This is a genomic window from Microbacterium sp. A84, assembly GCF_051842815.1.
Classification (GTDB): domain Bacteria; phylum Actinomycetota; class Actinomycetes; order Actinomycetales; family Microbacteriaceae; genus Microbacterium.
This window is the reverse complement of record NZ_JBPXMS010000001.1, coordinates 1158010-1177992: the sequence shown is the minus strand read 5'-3', so window position 1 is coordinate 1177992 and position 19983 is coordinate 1158010. Positions and strand designations below refer to the sequence as shown.

Below are 19983 nucleotides of genomic sequence, written 5' to 3'. Positions count from 1 at the left end.
CATGACCATGTCGATCTCACCCACGATGCTGCGCATCGAAGCACTGCGCCAGATTCGCAACCCCTACACACTCGCATTCACGCTCGGGATGCCGGTGGCGATGTACCTGCTGTTCGGCGCGAGCATGTCCTACGGCTCGACGTCCATGGGGCACGGCAACGTCGCGTTCTACGTGATGGTGTCTATGGCCGCATACGGAGGTGCCGTCGCGATGAGCTCGATCACCTCGCTTGCCGCCTCCGAATCGAAGCAGGGCTGGGGTCGGCAGTTGGCGATGACTCCGCTCGGCACAGTGGGGTACGCGCTGACGAAACTGGTGACCGCAGTGGCATTCGCGGCGCTCGCTGTGCTGGCGGTCTTCGCCGCTGGCATGCTGACCGGCGCCGAGAGTACTGACGCCTGGCGCTGGGGAGCATCGGCGGGGATCATCCTCGGGCTCGGGCTGATGTACGGCCTGTATGGACTCGGTGTCGGGCTGTTCTTCAATCCCGACACGGCGGCGGCGCTGGCATCCATCTCGATGACGTTCTTCGCGTTCTTCGGCAACGTCTTCATGCCCCTCGACGGCGTGATGCTCGACATCGCCCGCTTCACCCCGCTGTATGGTTTCGTCTCGCTGAGCCGTTGGCCCCTCACCGATGGCGCGCTCACGACCGGTCAGTCCGACCCGCTGTGGGCGGTCGTGCTGAACATCATCGTGTGGCTCGCGTTGTTCGCTGTACTCGTGGCGGCTGGCATCAAGCGCTCGCGTTCTCGCCGATAGGGTCGAAACCATGACGGATGATGTGACTCAAGGCGCGCGTGAAGCATCAGCGGCGGCCGCGGCCGGTGTCGCGCCTGCCGCGTGGGCGGCGCCGTTCAGCCGTCATGACCGTGCCGGCGCAAGCTCGCCCTGGGAGCGGTTCGGTTGGGTTATGGCGGCCGTCTGGCTGGTCTTCCTGGTGTATCCGGTGTTGGCGCTGCTGCGCGCGGACGCCGCGCCGGCCTGGATCGCTACTGGTTGGGTCGCGCTGGGTGCTTTTGTCGTGATCTACGTCGCCGGCTTCATGAACGGGATGAGCTTCGGCGGCGGCGGACTGACATCGCCGCCGAAGCCGATTCAATGGGCAGTTTTCGCGTCACTGATTGTCTGCACGGTTCTGACGGTTCCGGCAGTCGGCGGATCGGCGTTGAGTTTTCTCCCATTCATCATGTCGTTCGCCTCATACGGACTTACGCGCATCGCACACTGGGTCACCAGCGGTGCAGGTATCGCGGTGACCGCAGCAGTGGTGTTCCTTACTCCAGGCGGGATGACATATCTGACAGTGCTTGCGATCATGGTGCTGCTCGCCGTAGTCAACACCGTTTCGACGACGCTGATCATCCGCTCTGCCGAGGCCGAGAACCTGGGACTCGAGCTCGCGACGAGCGAGGGGCGCGAGGCTGTCGCTCGCGATGTGCACGACCTGGTTGGTCATTCGCTGACCGTGGTGAGCTTGAAGGCGCAACTCGTCCGCAGGCTCATCGACAGCGACCCGGAACGTGCCAAGGCTGAGCTGGCCGATATTGAATCTCTCACGGCAGAGGCCATCGCGGGTGTCCGTGCCACGGTCGCGGGCGTGCGCAGCGCGGCGCTGATCGAACAAATGACCTCGTGCCGCGACGCGCTGCAGTCCGCTGATGTGGCGATGGAGGTGGAAGGGGATGCTCGCGTGCTCTCACCCGCGCAGTCGTTGACAGCGAGCTGGATCCTCCGTGAGGCGACAACCAACGTGCTACGGCACGCAGGAGCGCAGACGGTGACGGTGCGCATCAAACCGGGCAGCTTAGCCGTGATAGATGACGGACGCGGCTTCGCCGGCGGCGAGGGCAATGGTGTGCGCGGGATGCGCGAGCGCGCGACGATCGGCGGCGCAACGCTCACCGTGCGTTCGGGCGAGACCGGTGGTACTCACGTGGAGGTGGCCTGGTGACCGATGCGAAGCAGATCAGACTGGTGATCGCGGACGATCAGGCGATGCTGCGCGGCGCGCTCGCCGCATTGCTGGAGCTTGAGGATGATCTCACTGTCGTGGGTGTCGCCGGAGACGGTGAGGCCGCCGTGGAGCTGGTCGCACAGACGGCGCCGAATGTGTGCCTGATGGACATCCAGATGCCCGGTATGGACGGCATCGCGGCGACGCAGGCCGTGCGTGCTGCCAGTGCGAATACACGCGTCCTCATCGTGACGACGTTCGCCAGGCCCGGCTATCTGCGTGCGGCATTGGACGCCGGTGCCAGCGGCTTCGTGGTGAAAGACGCCCCGGTCGAGCAGCTCGCCGATGCCGTGAGACGTGTGCACGCCGGTCTGCGAGTCGTCGATCCGGCGCTTGCCGAGGCGAGTCTGTTCGAGGGAGCGAATCCGCTCAGCGAGCGTGAGCGGCAGGTGCTGCGGCTCGCCGCCGACGGGCGCAGCGCTGCGGCAATCGCATCCGAAGTATTCCTTTCTGCCGGAACGGTGCGCAATAACCTGTCCGCGGCGATCGGCAAAGTTGGAGCGGCCAACCGCGCGCAGGCCGTGCGGATGGCACAGGACAAGGGCTGGATCTGACGCTGCATCTGTTCGATGTCGGACCCCGCGCGTAACTTTGATGCTGGTCGGGCGACGACGCTCACCAGAAGGAGAACATCATGGATTGGAAAATAGAACTCATCTTTGTGCCGGTCACTGACGTCGACCGCGCGAAAGACTTCTACCTAAAGATCGGTTTCAACGCTGACCACGATCAAACTCCCGTCGAGGGACTGCGCTTCGTTCAGATGACGCCGCCCGGATCAGCCTGCTCGATCGCGTTCGGGACGGGCCTCGGCAACGATCTCGAGCCGGGACAGCAGAACACGATTCAGGTTGTGGTGCCGAACGCTGATGAGGCATTGGCGCAGCTGCGCGAGGCCGACGTCGCGGCTGAGGGTGTCGACGAGCAGGCGTGGGGCCGTTTCGTCACCTTCGACGACCCTGACGGCAACACCTGGACGCTTCAGGAGCTGCCGGACTACAGCGCCTCGAGCTGACCGTCTCGTCGGCGGAAGGCCTTTCGCCGACTGCGGGGTGGGAATACCGTGAGCATGACGGGTGCTGTGTCCTGAGCACGTTGCGCTCGTCTGCGACGGCAGATCGGGTGGCCGCATGGAAGGTCTTGAGATCACGGTCCTGCTCGGGCTGACAATCCTGGCAGGAACGATGCTCGCGCCGCGGGTGCGCCTTGCGCTCCCGCTTGTGCTGGTCATCTTCGGTCTGCTGCTCGGATTCGTGCCGGCGCTACGCGAAGTGCAGTTGCCGCCGGAGACCGTGCTGCTGCTGTTCCTGCCGGTGATGCTGTTCTGGGAGAGCCTCACGACGTCGCTGCGCTCCATCCGGCGGGACTTCCGCTACATCCTGCCGATGAGCACGCTGCTGGTCGTTGCCTCGGCGTTCGCAGTCGCTGGAGTGGCAGTGCTTTTCGGTCTGCCGTGGGAGATCGCCCTCATCCTCGGGGCGGCCGTGGCACCGCCGGATGCGACGGCCGTCGCAGCCCTCGGTCGATTGCTGCCACAGCGTGCATTCATGAAGCTGAAGGCCGAGAGCCTCACGAACGACGGCACCGCGCTCGTGTTGTACGCGATCGCGATATCCCTCGCGGTCGGCGGCAACGTCACACCGCTCATGGTCACCTGGACGGTCGTGGTCTCCTATCTCGGCGGCATCGCTGTCGGGGTGGTGGCCGCTGCGGCTGCCTGGTTGCTGCTGCGGCGAGTGCGTACGACGATCACGATCAACGTGACCATGCTGCTGTTGCCGTTCACCAGTTTCCTGATCGCCGAGATGATCGGGGCCTCCGGGGTGCTCGCTGTGGTGGTCGCGGGACTGATCGCGGCGTACCTCAGCTCGCAGGTCACCACCGCAGCCTCGCGCCGTCAGGCCGAGGCGGCTTGGCCCTTCGGTGTCTTCATCCTCAACGGCGCGCTCTTTGTGCTGATCGGGCTGGAGGTGCAGTGGGTCGTGCACCAGACCTCCTTCCGTATGATCGGATGGCTGACGCTGGCCACGGTGGCTGCCTGGATCACGCTGCTTGTGGTGCGCTTTCTCTTCCAGCTTCTGGCTGTGCCGTTCCAGCTCATCGGCGGAGGCACGGCGCACCCGAGGGGTCTTCGCACTCGCATGCAGATCGTCAGCACCGTCGCCGGAATGCGTGGCGGCGTCTCTCTGGCGATTGCGCTTTCCGTCCCGCTCGCGATGCCCGACGGCTCCGCACTGGTCGGACGCGACGAGATCCTCTTCGTGACCGCCGGCGTGATTTTACTGAGCCTGCTCGTACAGGGGCCACTGCTTCCTGCGGTGGTGCGCTGGGCCGGGTACCCGGTCGATCATGCCCAAGACGAGGAATTCGAGCTCGCCGAACGTGCGATCTCTGGAGCCGCGATGGCCGCACTCGATCAGCTGGCGTCCGAGCACGGAATCAGCGATGAGGTGCGTGATCGAGTTCGCCGCGACGGGTACGAGATGCTCGAATTGGCGAATGCTCGCTCGATGGCCAGGGAGCGCGCGCTCATCGATGCCGAAGTCGGTGCGATGGAAGACCTGCTCGGCGCACCGGATCCGCTCGTCGGTACGTCCGAGGTGCTGGCTGATTCGAGTGGTGGTGTGGGCGCAGCCGTCGGTGACGACGTCGGAGATGGCACGACGTTGCAGATGATCGCCACCTCGACAGACGTCGATATGGCGCAGCGTTCACCACTCACACATCATGAGGAACTCGTCCGACTCAAGCTTGCGGTGCTCGAGCACGAGCGAGTGGTGTTGCGGGAACTGCGCCGCGCAGGCACAGTCGATGATCTCGTCGTTTATCGGATCTCGGCTCGGCTAGATCTCGAGCAGATCCGCATGGAGGGCATCGAGCAGCTCGATTGATGGCTGACCGCGTGCCGATCAGCTGTTCACGCGGATGATCTCCTGCTGGTACGGGGCGACGACGTCGCCGGAGATCCGCAGATCCAGCAGCAGGAAGCGTCGGGTCGTGGCGTCCTCTGCAGCCCACGTGCCCAGACGATCGAGGTCTTCGACCGTGCGCACTACGACGCCTTCTGCTCCGACGGCCGCACCGAACGCCGCGAAGTCGACCTCGGGGATACGCATCGGCGCCTGCGCGAGGCCCTTCAGGCCGTACAGATTGACCTCGGCGCTGTAGGCGGCGTCGTTCCAGATCACCGCGCAGCCGTGCCCGGCGGCGGCGCGAACCGCGGATTCGAGATCGGCGATCGCCATGAGCCCTCCGCCGTCGCCCGAGGTGAGCACCACGGTTGACTCCGGGCGCGCCCTGGTCGCGCCGACGACGCTGGGCCAGCCCTGTCCGATCGCCTGGAACGCGGTGCCGATCATCATCATGCGGTCCGGTGCCGCCACCGGCCAGTACATGTTCGCCCAGCCGATGAAGTGCCCGCCGTCGGAGACCACGACGCGGTCATCCGGCAGCAGCTCGGCGATGCGTCGCGCCGCCGAGCGGGGGTCGAGCCGTCCGTCCGCGGCGAGGTCGTCGCCTGGTTCGTATGCCCGAGCTGCTCCAACATCGACCCGTTCGCGCCAGCCCCCGTGCACAACTTCGGAGCTCGCATCCGACACGCCGTCTTCCGGCGTGGCCGACCCGGCGTGTCCTGCGGCAGCTCCGAAGTTGTGCTCGGCGGGGGCGGCCGTGAGGCGGGCGACCAGTGCGTCGGCCACGACCCGGGCGTCGCCGCGGACGAAACCGCCGACGTGCGCGTGCGTTGCTGCGGGCGTCACATCGACCTGGAACACCCGCGTACCGGGCGCAAACAGCTCGCCGAAGCGCATCGTGAACTGGTTCAGCGAGGCACCGAAGACGACGGCGACATCGGCCTGGCGCACCAGCTCCATCGCACCCTCCGCCCCGAAGCCTCCGGTGACTCCGAGGTCATATTCGGATGCCGGGAAGATTCCGCGACCGAGAGCAGTGGATGCCGTGAGCGCACCCGTCGCGTCGGCCAGTGCGCCGAGCGCGTCTCCCGCACCGGCGAGCCAGGCGCCACGACCGGCGAGCAGGAACGGCCGATCGGCTTCGCGCAGCGCCTCGGCGATGTCATCCAGCATCCCCTCGCTGAACTCGCCCTTCGGAATGAGTGGCGCGGGGACACGGGGCGTGGGCGCTGCGGGAACCGGCCCCGCCTCCAGCGCCGCCACGTCGTACGGAATCGCCAGCACGACCGGGACCCGATACGTGAGGGCGTGCTCGATGGCGATGATGGTGGTCGCCGCGGCATCCGTTCGCCCGACGGTATACGTGCGAGCGCCGACGGCCGATGCGAGCGCGATCTGGTCGACATCCCACGGCCGCGGGCCCGACGTCGGCTCATCTCCGACGACGAGCACGAGCGGGATGTGCGCCTGCACCGACTCGGCAAGAGCGGTCAGCGTGTTGGTGAATCCCGCGCCATAGGTGGTGGTGGCCGCCGCGATGCGGCCGGAGGCGCGGTGATGGGCATCGGCGGCGACCACGGCGCCTTGCTCATGGCGCACCGCCGTGAACTCCGCAGAAGTCTGGCGTTCGAGCGCATCGAGGAAATAGGCGTTCCCATTGCCCATCACGCCGAAGACGGCGTCGATGTGCTGGGCGAGAGTGCGGGCCACATGGGCGGAGACAGAGGGCATGGGAGTGCCTTTCGAGACGGTATCGGTGAGGAATTCCGTATGTGTCTCGCGCGGCGCATCCATGCGTCGTCGACGTCGTGCCCTTTTTTCGAGCACCGGTGGCAAACCGGACGCGTCGATCGTACCGCGTGAAAGGGGAGACAATGGAGACATGACAGCTATCGAGCGGGAAACGCTCACCTGGGACGGATTCGGATCAGCAACACGAGACCTTGCTCGGAGAATTCTCGAGAGCGGTTTCCAGACAGAGGTCGTCGTCGCGATCGCTCGCGGTGGATTGTTGCCTGCGGGAGCAATCGCCTACGGGCTGGGTGCCAAGAACTGCGGCGCGATCAACGTCGAGTTCTACACCGGGATCGGAACGGTTCTGGATGCTCCTGAGGTGCTCCCTCCCGAGCTCGACATGGCGTACCTCGACGGCCGACGAGTGCTGCTCGTCGACGATGTCGCCGACTCCGGTCGCACGCTCGCGCTCGCGGTACAGCTACTCAAGGACAAGGGCGCCGATGTGCGTTCGGTGACGATCTTCACGAAGCCGTCGACGATCATCCAGCCGGACTTCGCCTGGAAGGACACCGACCTCTGGATTGACTTCCCCTGGTCATTCCAGGGCACCGTTCGTGAAGAAGACCTCGGGCTCGCTCCCTCGGCGTGATCGCTGTCGCCGGCACCGTCACACGACGTGCCGGCGCGGAGGCGCAATTTTCAGTCACGCAGCGCGCGGGTGGCCTCGCGAGTGCGCTGTAGTGCGTCGACGGTTTCCGCGAAGCGGCGTTTGGCGACACCCACGAATAGGCAGTCGATCAGTGCCAACTGGGCGATGCGACTGACCATGGCGCCGGCGCGGAATGACGATTCCCGGACCTCGGTGAACAGCGCGTGATCGGCGCCGAGGGCGAGGCGAGAACCCTTTGCCGAGGTGACGGCGATCGTCGAGGCGCCGTTGACGCCTGCGGTGTGCAGAAAGCGCACTGTTTCGTTGGTCGCGCCGGAGTGTGAGAATCCGATGGCGACGGTCGGGCCGGCATTGAGGACAGTTGCGGCGATCGCCTCATGTGGGTCTGTGAGCACGTGCGCGTTCCGGCCGACGCGAAGGAGTTTGTGGGCGAGGTCTTCCGCCACGAACTGGCTGGCGCCGATGCCATAGAGAAGGATGCGCTCAGCGCGGTCGATATCGTCGATCGCCGCTTCCAGCACTTCGAAGTCGAGCTGTCCGATGGTCTCCTCGATGGCGAGCAGCTCGAGGGCCGCGAGCTTTGAGACAGCCTCACGCAGGGAGTCGCCGTCGGAGATTTCCGAACCGGAGGCTCCGCGGGTGGGGAACTGGGCGGCTTCCTTGCCGAGTTCCGTGGCGAGCGCCATCCGCAGGGGGGCGTAGCCGCTGAAGCCGATCGCACGGCAGAATCGCACCACGGAGGCAACGGACGTGCTGCACTCCAGGGCGAGCTCGTTGATCGTCATGTGGATGACGACGGAAGGACTCTCCCGCAGGACTGCCGCAATGCGGGCGAGGGACGGTGGCAACGTCGAAGCGGCGGCTTCGATCGTGGACTGGATGCTCATCCGTGCTCCTTTGATGGTGTGGGATAACAATAAGCCGCTGCCGAGCAGTCGGCGCGGTAAATTCTTTTCATAAAGTCTAACTTGGCTGTAGAGTCTTTTCGAGAAGTGCTGACCAATGTCGTCGATGTGAGAGTTGAGAGATGCCGATCGTGCAGACCACTGTCGCAGTCGATCTCGGTAAATCCCGCTGCAGGGTTGCCGTGATCAGTGCTGAAGGACGCACCGTGCGCGCGGGGACGGGCTCGCCTGGCCTCGCGACGGGTGACGGTGTCGAGACGTCTCTCGCTGCGATTCTTTCGGTGCTTCCGTCGCGCGGAAGTATCAGCAGACTCGGCGTCGGCGCCGCAGGTGCGTGGACCGCACCAGAATCGGCGGCCGAGCTCGCCCGAAAACTGGTTGAAGCGACCGGCGCCCGTGTCGCGGTGACCTCTGACGTGGTGGCAGCGCATGCCGGTGCGTTGGAAGGCGCACCGGGAACGCTCCTGATCGCGGGCACTGGAGCGGCGGCGCTCGGCGTTGACGCGGATGGCGTACGACTCGTGGACGGGTGGGGCCCGGAACTCGGCGACCTCGGCAGCGGATCGTGGATCGGGCGCGAAGGAGTCCGCGCGACGTTGCGATTCCGGGACGTGCTCGGGGCCGAGACCGCGCTCACCGATTCCGTACGTGCACACATCTCGCCCGCCACTGACGTCATCACCTGGCTCGCAGGCGACGTGCCGACTGCGCGCCAGTTGGCGACCGTCGCACCTCTCGTACTCGATGCTGCCGAGGCAGGGGACAGCGTGGCATCCGAGATCGTCTGGGAAGCGCTCCGTCTGCTCACCGCATCCGCTGTCGCCGCATCCGATGTGCCCGATGTCATCGTCCACGGTGGCCTCACCGATCACTCCTGGTTCCGCAGCGAACTCACGCGCTCACTCACGACAGCCGGCCGCACCGTCGTGCCCGCCGTCGGCGACGCCTTCTCCGGCGCCGCACTTCTCACTTGCCGCACCGACCTGCCCCACGAAAGGTTCGTCCACCGTGCCGAATGACTCATCCCGCCTTGACGCTCTGCTCGAAGTGCTCGCGCAGCTGGACACCGAGGCTGTGACAAGCGAGCGAGGCGATCTCGACCTGCTCGACACGGCAGAGCTGGTGCGGCGGATGAACGCGGAAGACCAGGGGGTGTCGATCGCTGTCGCCGAGCGCGCCGACGAGATCGCACGCGCGGTCGACGGGATCACGCAGCGTTTCCGCCGCGGCGGTCGACTCATCTACATCGGCGCTGGCACCGCGGGGCGCATCGGCGTACTCGACGCCAGCGAATGCCCGCCCACGTTCGGCACCGATCCGTCGATGGTGGTCGGACTGATCGCCGGCGGTGACACGGCGATTCGATCGGCGGTCGAGGATGCCGAGGACGATGCCGATGCCGCCGAGCAGGAACTTCGTGCACTCGGGCTCACCGAGCGTGACACGGTCGTCGGCATCTCGGCATCCGGTCGCACACCATACGTCGTCGGCGGGCTGAGATACGCCCGTGGCATCGGCGCGCTCACCGCAGCCATCGCTTCGAACCACAACTCCGACATCGGAGCGGCAGCGAAGATCGCGATCGAAATCGTCACTGGGCCCGAGTTCATCTCCGGTTCGACGCGGCTGAAGGCAGGAACCGCGCAGAAGCTCGTCGTCAACATGCTCACGACACTGTCGATGATCAAACTCGGCAAGACCTACCGTGGCGTCATGGTCGATCTGGTCGTCACCAATGAGAAGCTGCATGCCCGATCGATTCGCACCGTGATGCAACTCGCCGGTGTCGGCATCGATGACGCGACGCAGGCGCTGCGCCTAGCAGGCGGATCGGTGAAACTCGCACTGCTGACGCTGGCGACAAGCGCCGACGTCGAGCGTGCCACGGCCGCGCTGGCCGAGTCCGACGGCATCCTTCGCGAGGCGATCCTCGCGCTCAGCTGATCTGAATCTCGAATCCGCCGGTGCCAGGTGTCGGCGTGATCGTCACATGCGTGAGGTCATCGACGTGATGCGTCGGCGAGAACCGGGGCGCGTGCGCGCCGACGCCGATCACCGTCATGCCGGCCGCCAGACCCGCCTGAATTCCGGCTCCTGAATCCTCAAAGACGACGCAGTCGGCGGGGGCGATACCCAAGACGGATGCTGCGAGCAGGAAGCCCTCCGGATCCGGCTTGCTCTTGGAGACGCTCTCCGCGGTGATCCGCTGCGCGGGGATGTTCAACCCGGCGAAGCTCATCCGTGCGGTCATTAGAGCGACATCTGCGGAGGTGACGATCGCGTGCGGGAGATGCTCGAGCGATTGCAGCAGCTGGGCAGCACCGGGGATTGCGACGACGCCGTCGACGTCCTCGCTCTCGCGCGCGAGCATCTGCACGTTCTCTTCGAGGTTGACCGCGTGGTCGCGCTCCGGCAGCAGGATCGCCATGCTTTGGTGTCCCTGCCGGCCGTGCACAGTTTCCAGCACCGTGTGCCTGTCGAGCCCGTGCGGGGCAGCCCATTCCCACCACAGTCGTTCGACGACGGCCGTGGAATCAACGAGTGTCCCGTCCATGTCGAGAAGTGCGGCGTGCGCGGTGATCGAAGTCATGGCATCAGGCTATCCCGGTCGGCAGTGGGTCATGCGGGCGACTATTCTGGAAGCATCCCCCGATGTTCCACCGGCAATTTGCGCGCTGGACGATCTTCGGCGCGCTTCACACATGCAAGGATGCAGATGAACGATTTCGCAGCGCACCGCGATGACTGGATGGCCAAGGAAGAACTCGCGGAGCGGATGATCCCGCTGATCGGAGCGCTCCGGCGCGAGCACGAAGTGGTGACTTCGTTGCATGGCCACCGTCTGCTCGGGCTCTCGACCACTGGCGTCATCGAAATGCACGAGCGTGTCGCTCAGCTCGGTCACGGACAGCTCGTTCTGGGCGAGACTCTCGCCGTGCTGCAGGCACTGAGCGAAATCGCACCCGGTGCCTCATCGATCGACGTCGCACGCCTGGTGGAAGGCCATGCCGGCAGTGATCAGCCGCTTGACGCGTATCTCCGTGAAGCGCTCGCGCCGGCGATGGGGGCGACACCTGCCGCTCCCACCGACGTCGTGCTGTACGGATTCGGCCGTATCGGCCGCCTGCTGGCACGCATCCTCATCGCCCACACCGGCGGAGGCAGCGGCCTGCGGTTGCGCGCGATCGTGGTGCGTCGAGGGTCGGACGACGACCTCGTCAAACGCGCATCCTTACTGCTGCGTGACTCGGTGCACGGCAAATTCGCCGGTTCCGTCACGGTTGACGAGGATGCCGAGCAGATCATCGCCAACGGCACGCGCATTCAGGTGATCTATTCGGATGATCCCGCCACTGTCGACTACACCGCCCACGGCATCCACGATGCGATCATCGTCGACAACACCGGGCGCTGGCGAGACGAGGAAGGCCTCAGCCGCCACCTGCAGGCGAAGGGTGTCGCTCGTGTGCTGCTCACCGCCCCAGGCAAGGGCGAGTTGAAGAACATCGTGCACGGGATCAACGATTCGACGATCCTCCCCGACGACCGCATTCTTTCGGCTGCATCGTGCACGACAAACGCCATCACACCGGTGCTGAAGGCGATCGACGAGGCTTATGGCATTGTGCGCGGGCATGTCGAGACGGTGCACTCATTCACCAACGACCAGAACCTGATCGACAACTTCCACAAGGGCGACCGCCGTGGACGCTCAGCGGTGCTGAACATGGTGATCGCCGAGACCGGCGCCGCGAAGGCTGTCGCCCGTGCGCTGCCTGAGCTTGCCGGAAAGCTGACCGGCTCTGCGATCCGCGTGCCCACCCCTGATGTCTCGCTCGCAGTGTTGCACCTGACGCTGGAAAACCCGGCCACCAAGGATGAGCTCAACGACTACCTGCGAAGGGTCTCGTTGCACTCGAAGCTGCGTCAGCAGATCGACTATGTCGAGTCTCCGGAGGTCGTCTCCACGGACTTCGTCGGCTCGCACCGCGCGGGCATCGTCGACGGGCTCGCGACGATCGCGAACGACAGCGACGTCGTGTTGTACGTCTGGTACGACAACGAGTACGGATACTCCTGCCAGGTCATCCGTGTGCTCGAGGTCATGGCGGGATCACATCCGGTCGTGCTTCCTCCTCGGCGTGAGGTGACGCTGCGCGCGTAGCGGCATCGCCGGAATGTCGGTGGCAACCGGCATGATGGGGTGATGGATCCGCATACTCTTCGTGCTGAGCGCTTGCGGTCACACCGGCTGACGGCCCCGGCGCGTTCTGTGGCGGATGCTGCGCGTCACATGCTCGCCGTTCAAGCACAGGACTTCTGGGCAGGGCGTTGGGCGCTGGCCGCGCGCACGACGGGCGCTCCGACGCTCCGAACAGTCGACCGGCTCTTCACCAGCGGCGTGCTCGTGCGTGCGTGGACGCAGCGCGGCACGCTGCACATCATTCCCGCCGAAGATCTGGCCTGGGTGCTGAGCGTGACGGGGGAGCGGCAACTGCGCATGGCGGCGCCGCGCTATCGCGAACTTGGGCTCGGCGTCGAAGAGATCGCCACGGTCGAACGCGTCATCCGCGCGGCACTCGAAGGCGGAAATGCTCTGACCCGGAGCGAGCTGCTCGCTGTACTGGAGCAGGCGGGGATCGACCCGGCCAACCAGCGTGGTCTGCACTCCGTGCAAAACCTCGCCATCCGAGGCATCATCTGCCAGGGCGCTGTCGTCACTCGGCCGGATGCTGTCTCTCGCGAGCAGCGGTTCGTTCTCAATGAGGAACACATCACGCACTCGGCACGCACCGAAGCCCCGGCGGCTGAGTTCTTCGTTCGCTACATCATCGGCCACGGCCCCGCCACAGCCGAAGACTTCGCATGGTGGGCAGGGCTGACGCTCGGCGCTGCGCGGGCAGCATCCGTAGCGTCCGCGGATGACGATCGCATTCACCAGGTCGAAGATGGACTGTTCACGGCGCGCACGCGTCCGCGGCGCAGTGCACGTGCGGCATCCGTTCTCGCACTCGGATCATTCGAGGAGTTCTACATCTCCTACACCGACCGCACGATCGCCTGCCCGCCCGAGCATCTGGCTGCGATCGGGCCGGGCAAGAACGGCATGGTGCGTCCGATCATCCTTGCCGACGGTGTCGTGGTCGGTGCCTGGCGGCATTCCACGGCCGTCGGTCGTCACACCGACATCCCGGTAGCAGAGATGTTCGCTCAGGTCGCCCCGCCCGAACTCGCCGCCGCACTATCCCGCTACGCCGCGTTCATCACTCACTGACTACCCCTTGCGAGTGGCCAGTTGTGGCTGTGTTTCCGGCGTGGAACGAGCCACAACTACCCACTCGCAAGGGGTGGAGTGAGGGTTAGGGGATCACTCGGCGGCGTGCTTGGCCAGGAACGCGTACACCTCGTTCTCGTCGACGCCGGGGAAGGAGCCACGGGGGAGCGGCGAGAACATGTGCGTGTGCACACGGGCGCTCGGCCATGCCTTGCTCGACCACTTGTCGGAAAGATCCGGCGCCGGTCGGCGGCAGCAGGCCTCATCCGGACAGGCCGAGACTGCGCGGTCTGCGGTCTCTCGCCCTCGCCACCAGCGGGCATCGTCGAAGGGCACGCCGACGGTGATGGAGTACTCACCGTCGTTCGCAGTTCCGGTCTGCGTCGCACACCAGAAAGTTCCTGACGGAGTGTCGGTGTATTGGTGGCGCTCGGTCGTACGGTTCTGCTGGGTAAACGCGGCCCGCGCCTGGAACTTGCGGCACACCGGCTGGCCTTCGACGGCTCCGGTGACATCCATGGGCAACGGGAGGCCGTCGTTCTCGTAGACGCGCGTGATCGCTCCGGCATCGTCAACGCGCAGGAAGTGCAGCGACATGCCAAGGTGCTCGGTCATCAGGTTCGTCATCCGCATTCCTGCGGCTTCGTGGGTGACGCCGAATGCATCGCGGAAGTCTTCGACGGCGAGGTTTCGATCCTTCTTCGCCTGCTGCAAGAACGCCACACCGGCCGTCTCAGGGATGAGGCAGCACGCGGCGAAGTAGTTGATCTCCAGGCGCTGCTGCAGGAAGTCGGCGTAGTCGGTCGGCGGTGTGTGGCCGAGCAGACGGTGCGCCATCGCCTGCAACGCCATCGATCGCAGACCATGCCCACCGGGAATGGATGCTGGAGGAAGGTAGATTCGGCTGTTTTCTAGATCGGTGACTGAGCGCGTGGAGTGCGGCAGGTCATTGGCGTAGATGAGTTCAAAGCCGAGCTTCTCGGCCATGATGATCACGGTGCGGTGAGTGAGTGCGCCGCTGACATGCCCTGCCGCCTTCAGCTGCTTCTCGGCGAGTTTTTCGATGTCGCCGATGTAGTTGCTCTGCGCACGCATCCGTAGACGAAGTTCGGTGTTCGCTCGTCGTGCCTCTTCGGGAGTCGCGATGGCCTCGCGTTCGCGCCGCTGCAGTTCACGGTGCAGCCCGAGAACCGACTCGATCGTCTCGTCTGGCATGCCTTTGGACACGCGCACGGGTGAAATGCCGAGTTGGCGGAAAACCGGGCTCGCTTGTGCGCGCTCCAGTTCGATCTCGAGGGCAGCACGGCGATTCGGCGGCTCTCCGGAGATGAGATCGGAGACGTCGGTGCTGGTGGCGTGGGCGATTGCCTGCAGCAGCGAGAGCTTGGGTTCCCGCTTGCCGTTCTCGATGAGACTGAGTTGGGAGCCTGCGACCCCGACCTTCGCGCCGAGCTCATCGAGCGTGAAGCCCTGTGCCACGCGATGGTGACGAATGCGATGACCAAGAGTCGTGAGATGTATGTCGGAGCCGCTCATTCCTTGAGCATAGCGAAAGAAGTGCGTTTCTTTAGACGTTGTTTCGCTGAAAGTATGTGTGTTGTCCGCTGAGAATAGACATAGTCATCACCTCTTCAAGGGAGCAGAAATGGTTATGGTCGACACCTTCACACCCCACGTTCCTGCCGTCGCACCGGCACGCGCTCTGGGTACGGCTCCCGCGTATGACACGCCAGCCATGGCGGAGCTGATCGCCTGGGTCGAAGAGATCCGCACGCTCACCCAGCCCGAATCGGTGCACTGGGTCGATGGTTCACCGGCCGAGAACGATGCGCTGCTGAGGGGCCTGGTCTCCGAGGGCAAGCTCATCAAGCTGAACCCGGAGTGGCGGCCGGGATCGTACCTCGCGCGTTCGCATCCCAGCGATGTCGCCCGCACAGAGGCGCGCACTTTCATCTCCTCCGAGCGCGAAGACGATGCCGGACCCACGAATAACTGGGCGCCCCCGGCCGAGATGCGCGAGAAGATGACGGAGATCTTCGCCGGCTCGATGCGCGGTCGCACCATGTTCATCGTGCCCTTCTCGATGGGCGCCGTCGGTGGCCCGCTCTCGCACATCGGTGTGCAGATCACCGACAGTGCCTACGCCGTGACATCCATGAGCATCATGACTCGAGTCGGCGACGCCGTCACCCGGCTGATCGCCGAGGGTGCGCCGTGGGTCAAGACTGTTCACTCCGTCGGTGCGCCGCTCGCTCCCGATGAGCAGGACGTCGAATGGCCCTGCAGCGACGAGAAGTACATCGTGCACTTCCCGGACACATTGGAGGTTTACTCCTACGGCTCCGGATACGGCGGCAACGCCATCCTCGCGAAGAAGTGCTTCGCACTGCGCATCGCCTCGGTGATCGCCCGCGACGAGGGATGGCTCGCTGAGCACATGCTGCTCATCCGCGTCATCGACCCGAAGGGCAAGGCCTACCATGTCGCCGCGGCCTTCCCCTCGGCATGCGGCAAGACGAATCTCGCGATGCTGCGTCCGACCATCCCTGGCTGGAAGGTCGAGACCCTCGGCGACGACATCGCGTGGATCCGCCCCGGCGAGGACGGGCGCATGTGGGCCATCAACCCTGAGGCCGGCTTCTTCGGGGTCGCACCCGGCACCGGCGAATCGACCAATGTCACCGCCGTTGAGACGCTCTGGGGAAACACAATCTTCACCAACGTCGCACTGCGCCCGGACGGAGACGTGTGGTGGGAGGGCCTGACCGACGCCGCGCCTGCGCACCTGATCGATTGGGAGGGCAAGGACTGGACACCCGACTCCGGCCGCCCGGCCGCGCACCCCAACTCACGCTTCACCGTCTCCGCAGCACAGTGCCCGCAGATCTCGGATGACTGGGAAGAAGCCGTCCCGCTCGATGTCATCCTGTTCGGCGGACGCCGCGCGACGAACGTCCCCCTCGTCGTCGAAGCGACCGACTGGACGCACGGCGTCTTCCTTGGCGCGACGATCTCCTCTGAGCGCACCGCCGCGGCGGAGGGCACGCTCGGTGAACTGCGCCGCGATCCGTTCGCGATGCTCCCGTTCTGCGGCTACAACATGGGCGACTACTTCGCCCACTGGCTCAAGGTCGGCCGCCAGCTACGCTTCGATCGCGCTCCGCGCATCTTCCAGGTCAACTGGTTCCGCCGCGGGGATGACGGCCGCTTCCTCTGGCCTGGATTCGGCGATAACTCGCGGGTCATCGACTGGATCATTCGCCGCATCAGCGGTGAGGTGGGCGCCGTCGATAGCGCGATTGGTCGTCTGCCGATCATCGATGACCTCAACCTTGATGGCCTCGACGTCACGCAGAAGGACCTCGATGAGCTGTTCGCCATTGACCCCGATGCCTGGTTGCAGGAGGCGGACTTGACCGAGGAGTTCTTCGACACCTTCGGCGACAAGCTGCCGGCGGCAATGCGCACAGAGCTCGCGTCGCTGCGGTACCGGCTCGCCCGGGTGCAGTAGCCCGCTCACCAAGACCCGCGACGGCGGGATGGCAAGGACATACCCATGGCTGAGTGGTCCCGCCATCCTGTCGGCGCGTATTTTCGGGCGCCCGCGTGCCCCATATGGCTGGGCCTGTCCCGGTCTGCTGACGTTTCGGGGGAATCAGTCAGCAGATCGGGACAGCGCCCGCAGATCGGGCGCCGGTTTCGGGCAGGGCCCCGGATGCTACGCGAGCAGCTGGTGCCGCGCCAAGTCGCGGTACAGCGGCGTGGTTTCGATGAGCTCGGAGTGCGTGCCCTGGCCGACAACTTCACCGTCTTGCAACACGATGATCAGGTCGCTGTCGACGACTGTGGACAGCCGGTGCGCGATCACGATGAGCGTGCGGTCGGTGGCGACCGCGTCGATGGCCTCGCGCATGCGCTGCTCGTTCACCCCGTCGAGTGAAGACGTCGATTCATCCAACAGCAGGATCGGTGCCTCGGTGAGCAGAGCCCGAGCGATCGCGAGACGCTGACGTTCGCCGCCCGAAAGCATCACGCCATCTTCGCCGACTGGCGTCTCGAGACCCAGCGTGCCTCGCTCGAGGACATCGCCGAGGTTCACTGCGCGCAGCACCCGTGCGCAGTCCTCGTCGGTGGCATCGGGGGAAGCAAGACGCAGATTATCGGCGAGCGTACCAGCGAGCGTGGGGGCATCCTGTTCGACGTAGCCGAAGTGGGCGCGTAGCTCGACGCGCGGGTAGGTGCGGATGTCGTGACCGTCGAGGCGAATGGACCCGCCGGTCGGATCGTAGAACCGCTCGATCAGCGACAGGATCGTGCTCTTTCCTGCACCGCTGGGGCCGACCAACGCGATGCGGGACCCTCGGGGGACCTCGAAGGAGACGCCGCGCAGAACGTCGCGGTCGGTGGGCTTCTCAGCATCCGTTTCGCTGACCTTGCGCTCGAGATGCGCGTCTACGAGGACGGTGTGTGCCTCCGTCTCGGCTGCCTCACGCGCGGCGATGACCACGTCGGGGTAGCGGAAGCGAACATCGTGGAAGGTGAGGGCGGCGCCCGACGAATCGACCGGCTCAGGGACAGTGAGCGACGCGGCGATCGCGGCATCCTCCTGGTCTTCGGTGGGAAGATCCAGCACCTCCTGAATGCGGCCGAGCGCGCCCAGCGCCTGATTGACCGAAGTGATGGCACCGAATGTGGTCGCCAGCGGCATGAGCATCATGAAGAGGAACATGACGAAGGTGATCAGGGATGCCACGGTGATGGCGCCGGCGGCGACACGGAATCCGCCCACGCCCAGCACTGCCAGCAACGACAGTTGCAGGGCGACGCCGGAGATCGGCACCACGAGGGCCGAGACCTTCGCGATCTGGACACCGATTCCGTATGCCTCACCGGCGAGTTTCGACACGGAAGCGGTCTCGCGCTCGGTGGCACCGGAGGCGCGCACGGTGCGGATCGATCCGACGGCTCGTTCCACTGCGGACGCCAGTTCTCCGACCTTGACCTGTTGTGCGCTGGAAGCGGAGCGGATGCGTCCGCTCAGGAGCACGACGACGCCCAATGACACCCCGACGACCGCGACGATGATGAGCAACAGGACCGGGTCGATGATGAGCATCGCGATCAGCGCGCCGAGGAACAAGACGCCGCTGCCGACCGCATCCGCGAGTCCCTGCGTGAGTACGGCGTAGAGCAGCGTCGTATCGGTGCCCACACGTGACACGAGATCGCCGGTGCGTCGGGCGTCGAATTCACGAATCGGCAGGTGCAGGATGCGGGCGATGAGCTGCCGGCGGCTGGAGTACACCACCGCGGTGCCCGTGCGCTGCAGCAGATAGTGCTGGTAGCCGGAGATCACGGATGACACGATCACGAAGCCGACGAGCAGCCACACCAGGATTCCCAGAGATCTGTTGGCTTCCACCGACACGATCAGCTGTCCGACCAGCAGCGGCTGCACGAGCGAGGTCGCTGCGCCAATGACACTGAGGATCGCTACGACGATCAGCGTGCGTTTGTGTTCGAAGAGGAACGGAAGAAGCTGACGGAACGTGGCGCGCGGACCAACCTGCGGTGCGCCGCGTCCGCGTCGGCGGCTGGTCGCCGTGCGGGACATACGAGACCTCGATCTGAGAGAGGGGAGTACTACGACCGTACTTGCTGTCTCGCGTTGTTCCTGACAGGTTCCGCGACGAGCGAAGTCCCACTCTCGTTCGCTTAGTGCTGCGTTGCTGACAGGAGGTTGCGGGCGAGGGCGTCGCGGCTCTGTCCTCCCCGAAGCGAGTGGTGCCACACGGGGGTGCCTGGGCCCGATCGCCAGGATTCACGCAGGGGGCTGTTGTCGACCGTGTCGTATCCGAACTGGTCGTAGAGTCCTGTCACGAGCAAAACGGCGTCGGGGTCATCGCTGGAGACCGACAATGCCAGTCGATCGGGGGAACCTGCGGGGCGGGCGAAGCGGAGCAGTGTGGGAGCTTGAATATGGGTGAACGCCTTGGCGATCTTCGACGCCGGCAGGTGCGCCTGGCGTAGCTCGTGCACAGTCTTCTCGCCAGAATCCACAACGGCGAAGTGCCCGTCACGCCAAGGCATGTAGTTGTTGGTGTCGAGCACAATCTTGCCGGCGAGCTCGTCCACAGGCATGTCGTTGACGAGCGTGAGTGGCACGGCGATGATGGCAAAATCGCTTACCGCGGCGGCATCCGAAGCTGTTGCTGCGCGAGCGGACGGCCCCAACTCTGCGATGAGATCGGCCAGGGTCTCCGGTCCGCGGGAGTTGGCGATGACGACTGTATATCCGCTTGCGATGGCTGCGCGGGCGAGCTGGGACCCGACTTCGCCGGCGCCGATGATCCCGATCGTCGTCATGCTGGTCGATTTGTCCATGTGGCAACTTTAAGTCGGTCCAGAGTGGTTAGGGAGGTCCTGTCAGACCCCAGTCTCAGGAGGGCTCTGAGGAGACCGTCAG

Annotated in this window: 17 protein-coding genes; 11 read left to right on the top strand and 6 right to left on the bottom strand. The window is 65.3% G+C overall.

Annotated features, from left to right (window positions below):
* The first annotated feature begins 1 nt into the window (after position 1).
* From ACSU04_RS05895 to ACSU04_RS05875, 5 genes are all read left to right on the top strand, one after another.
* Positions 2 to 763 (top strand): ABC transporter permease, encoded by a 762-nt coding sequence (locus ACSU04_RS05895; protein ID WP_439283803.1) that lies wholly within the window; start codon positions 2 to 4, stop codon positions 761 to 763.
* Between the two features lie 10 nt (positions 764 to 773).
* On the top strand, positions 774 to 1955 hold the full coding sequence (locus tag ACSU04_RS05890; RefSeq protein ID WP_439288736.1) for a sensor histidine kinase: 1182 nt from the start codon (positions 774 to 776) through the stop codon (positions 1953 to 1955).
* Positions 1952 to 2572 carry a response regulator gene (locus tag ACSU04_RS05885; RefSeq protein WP_439288735.1) on the top strand — a complete coding sequence of 207 codons (621 nt, stop codon included), beginning with the start codon at positions 1952 to 1954 and terminating at the stop codon, positions 2570 to 2572. Before ACSU04_RS05890 ends, ACSU04_RS05885 begins: the two co-directional genes overlap by 4 nt.
* An 80-nt stretch (positions 2573 to 2652) precedes the next feature.
* A complete protein-coding gene (locus ACSU04_RS05880; protein ID WP_439283797.1) occupies positions 2653 to 3033 on the top strand; it encodes a VOC family protein in 381 nt (126 codons plus the stop codon).
* Between the two features lie 115 nt (positions 3034 to 3148).
* Positions 3149 to 4909, top strand: coding sequence for a Na+/H+ antiporter (locus ACSU04_RS05875; RefSeq protein ID WP_439288734.1), 1761 nt, complete (start codon positions 3149 to 3151; stop codon positions 4907 to 4909).
* Between the two features lie 18 nt (positions 4910 to 4927).
* On the opposite strand, the gene ACSU04_RS05870 is transcribed toward ACSU04_RS05875, so the two are convergent.
* On the bottom strand, positions 4928 to 6661 hold the full coding sequence (locus ACSU04_RS05870; protein ID WP_439288733.1) for a thiamine pyrophosphate-binding protein: 1734 nt from the start codon (positions 6659 to 6661) through the stop codon (positions 4928 to 4930).
* A 151-nt stretch (positions 6662 to 6812) separates the two neighbouring features.
* On the opposite strand from ACSU04_RS05870, the gene ACSU04_RS05865 reads away from it, so the two are divergent.
* Positions 6813 to 7316, top strand: a complete 504-nt coding sequence (locus ACSU04_RS05865) for a phosphoribosyltransferase (protein WP_439283791.1) — start codon at positions 6813 to 6815, stop codon at positions 7314 to 7316.
* 50 nt (positions 7317 to 7366) lie between these two features.
* On the opposite strand, the gene ACSU04_RS05860 is transcribed toward ACSU04_RS05865, so the two are convergent.
* Complete coding sequence (locus tag ACSU04_RS05860) at positions 7367 to 8224, bottom strand: MurR/RpiR family transcriptional regulator (protein ID WP_439283789.1); 858 nt, start codon at positions 8222 to 8224, stop codon at positions 7367 to 7369.
* A 140-nt stretch (positions 8225 to 8364) separates the two neighbouring features.
* On the opposite strand from ACSU04_RS05860, the gene ACSU04_RS05855 reads away from it, so the two are divergent.
* Positions 8365 to 9261 (top strand): N-acetylglucosamine kinase, encoded by an 897-nt coding sequence (locus ACSU04_RS05855; protein ID WP_439288732.1) that lies wholly within the window; start codon positions 8365 to 8367, stop codon positions 9259 to 9261.
* The gene (gene murQ / locus ACSU04_RS05850; RefSeq protein ID WP_439288731.1) at positions 9251 to 10186 is read left to right on the top strand and encodes an N-acetylmuramic acid 6-phosphate etherase; all 936 of its coding nucleotides are present in this window, start codon (positions 9251 to 9253) and stop codon (positions 10184 to 10186) included. Before ACSU04_RS05855 ends, murQ begins: the two co-directional genes overlap by 11 nt.
* Here murQ and ACSU04_RS05845 read toward each other — a convergent pair.
* Positions 10179 to 10832: an HAD-IA family hydrolase gene (locus ACSU04_RS05845; RefSeq protein WP_439288730.1), complete on the bottom strand. Its 654-nt coding sequence runs from the start codon at positions 10830 to 10832 to the stop codon at positions 10179 to 10181. The genes murQ and ACSU04_RS05845 overlap by 8 nt on opposite strands.
* A gap of 126 nt (positions 10833 to 10958) precedes the next feature.
* On the opposite strand from ACSU04_RS05845, the gene ACSU04_RS05840 reads away from it, so the two are divergent.
* Together ACSU04_RS05840 and ACSU04_RS05835 are read left to right on the top strand one after the other, a co-directional pair.
* Positions 10959 to 12407 carry a glyceraldehyde-3-phosphate dehydrogenase gene (locus ACSU04_RS05840; protein WP_439288729.1) on the top strand — a complete coding sequence of 483 codons (1449 nt, stop codon included), beginning with the start codon at positions 10959 to 10961 and terminating at the stop codon, positions 12405 to 12407.
* Positions 12408 to 12449: 42 nt separating this feature from the next.
* On the top strand, positions 12450 to 13517 hold the full coding sequence (locus ACSU04_RS05835; protein WP_439288728.1) for a winged helix DNA-binding domain-containing protein: 1068 nt from the start codon (positions 12450 to 12452) through the stop codon (positions 13515 to 13517).
* Between the two features lie 93 nt (positions 13518 to 13610).
* On the opposite strand, the gene ACSU04_RS05830 is transcribed toward ACSU04_RS05835, so the two are convergent.
* Positions 13611 to 15053, bottom strand: coding sequence for a helix-turn-helix domain-containing protein (locus ACSU04_RS05830; RefSeq protein ID WP_439283777.1), 1443 nt, complete (start codon positions 15051 to 15053; stop codon positions 13611 to 13613).
* 109 nt (positions 15054 to 15162) lie between these two features.
* Between ACSU04_RS05830 and ACSU04_RS05825 the strand changes: the two genes are divergently transcribed.
* Positions 15163 to 17028, top strand: coding sequence for a phosphoenolpyruvate carboxykinase (GTP) (locus ACSU04_RS05825; protein ID WP_439288727.1), 1866 nt, complete (start codon positions 15163 to 15165; stop codon positions 17026 to 17028).
* 207 nt (positions 17029 to 17235) lie between these two features.
* Here ACSU04_RS05825 and ACSU04_RS05820 read toward each other — a convergent pair whose 3' ends face one another.
* Both ACSU04_RS05820 and ACSU04_RS05815 read right to left on the bottom strand, forming a co-directional pair.
* On the bottom strand, positions 17236 to 19131 hold the full coding sequence (locus ACSU04_RS05820; protein WP_439283773.1) for an ABC transporter ATP-binding protein: 1896 nt from the start codon (positions 19129 to 19131) through the stop codon (positions 17236 to 17238).
* A 101-nt stretch (positions 19132 to 19232) separates the two neighbouring features.
* The gene (locus ACSU04_RS05815) at positions 19233 to 19901 is read right to left on the bottom strand and encodes an NADPH-dependent F420 reductase (protein ID WP_439283771.1); all 669 of its coding nucleotides are present in this window, start codon (positions 19899 to 19901) and stop codon (positions 19233 to 19235) included.
* Between the last annotated feature and the right edge of the window lie 82 nt (positions 19902 to 19983).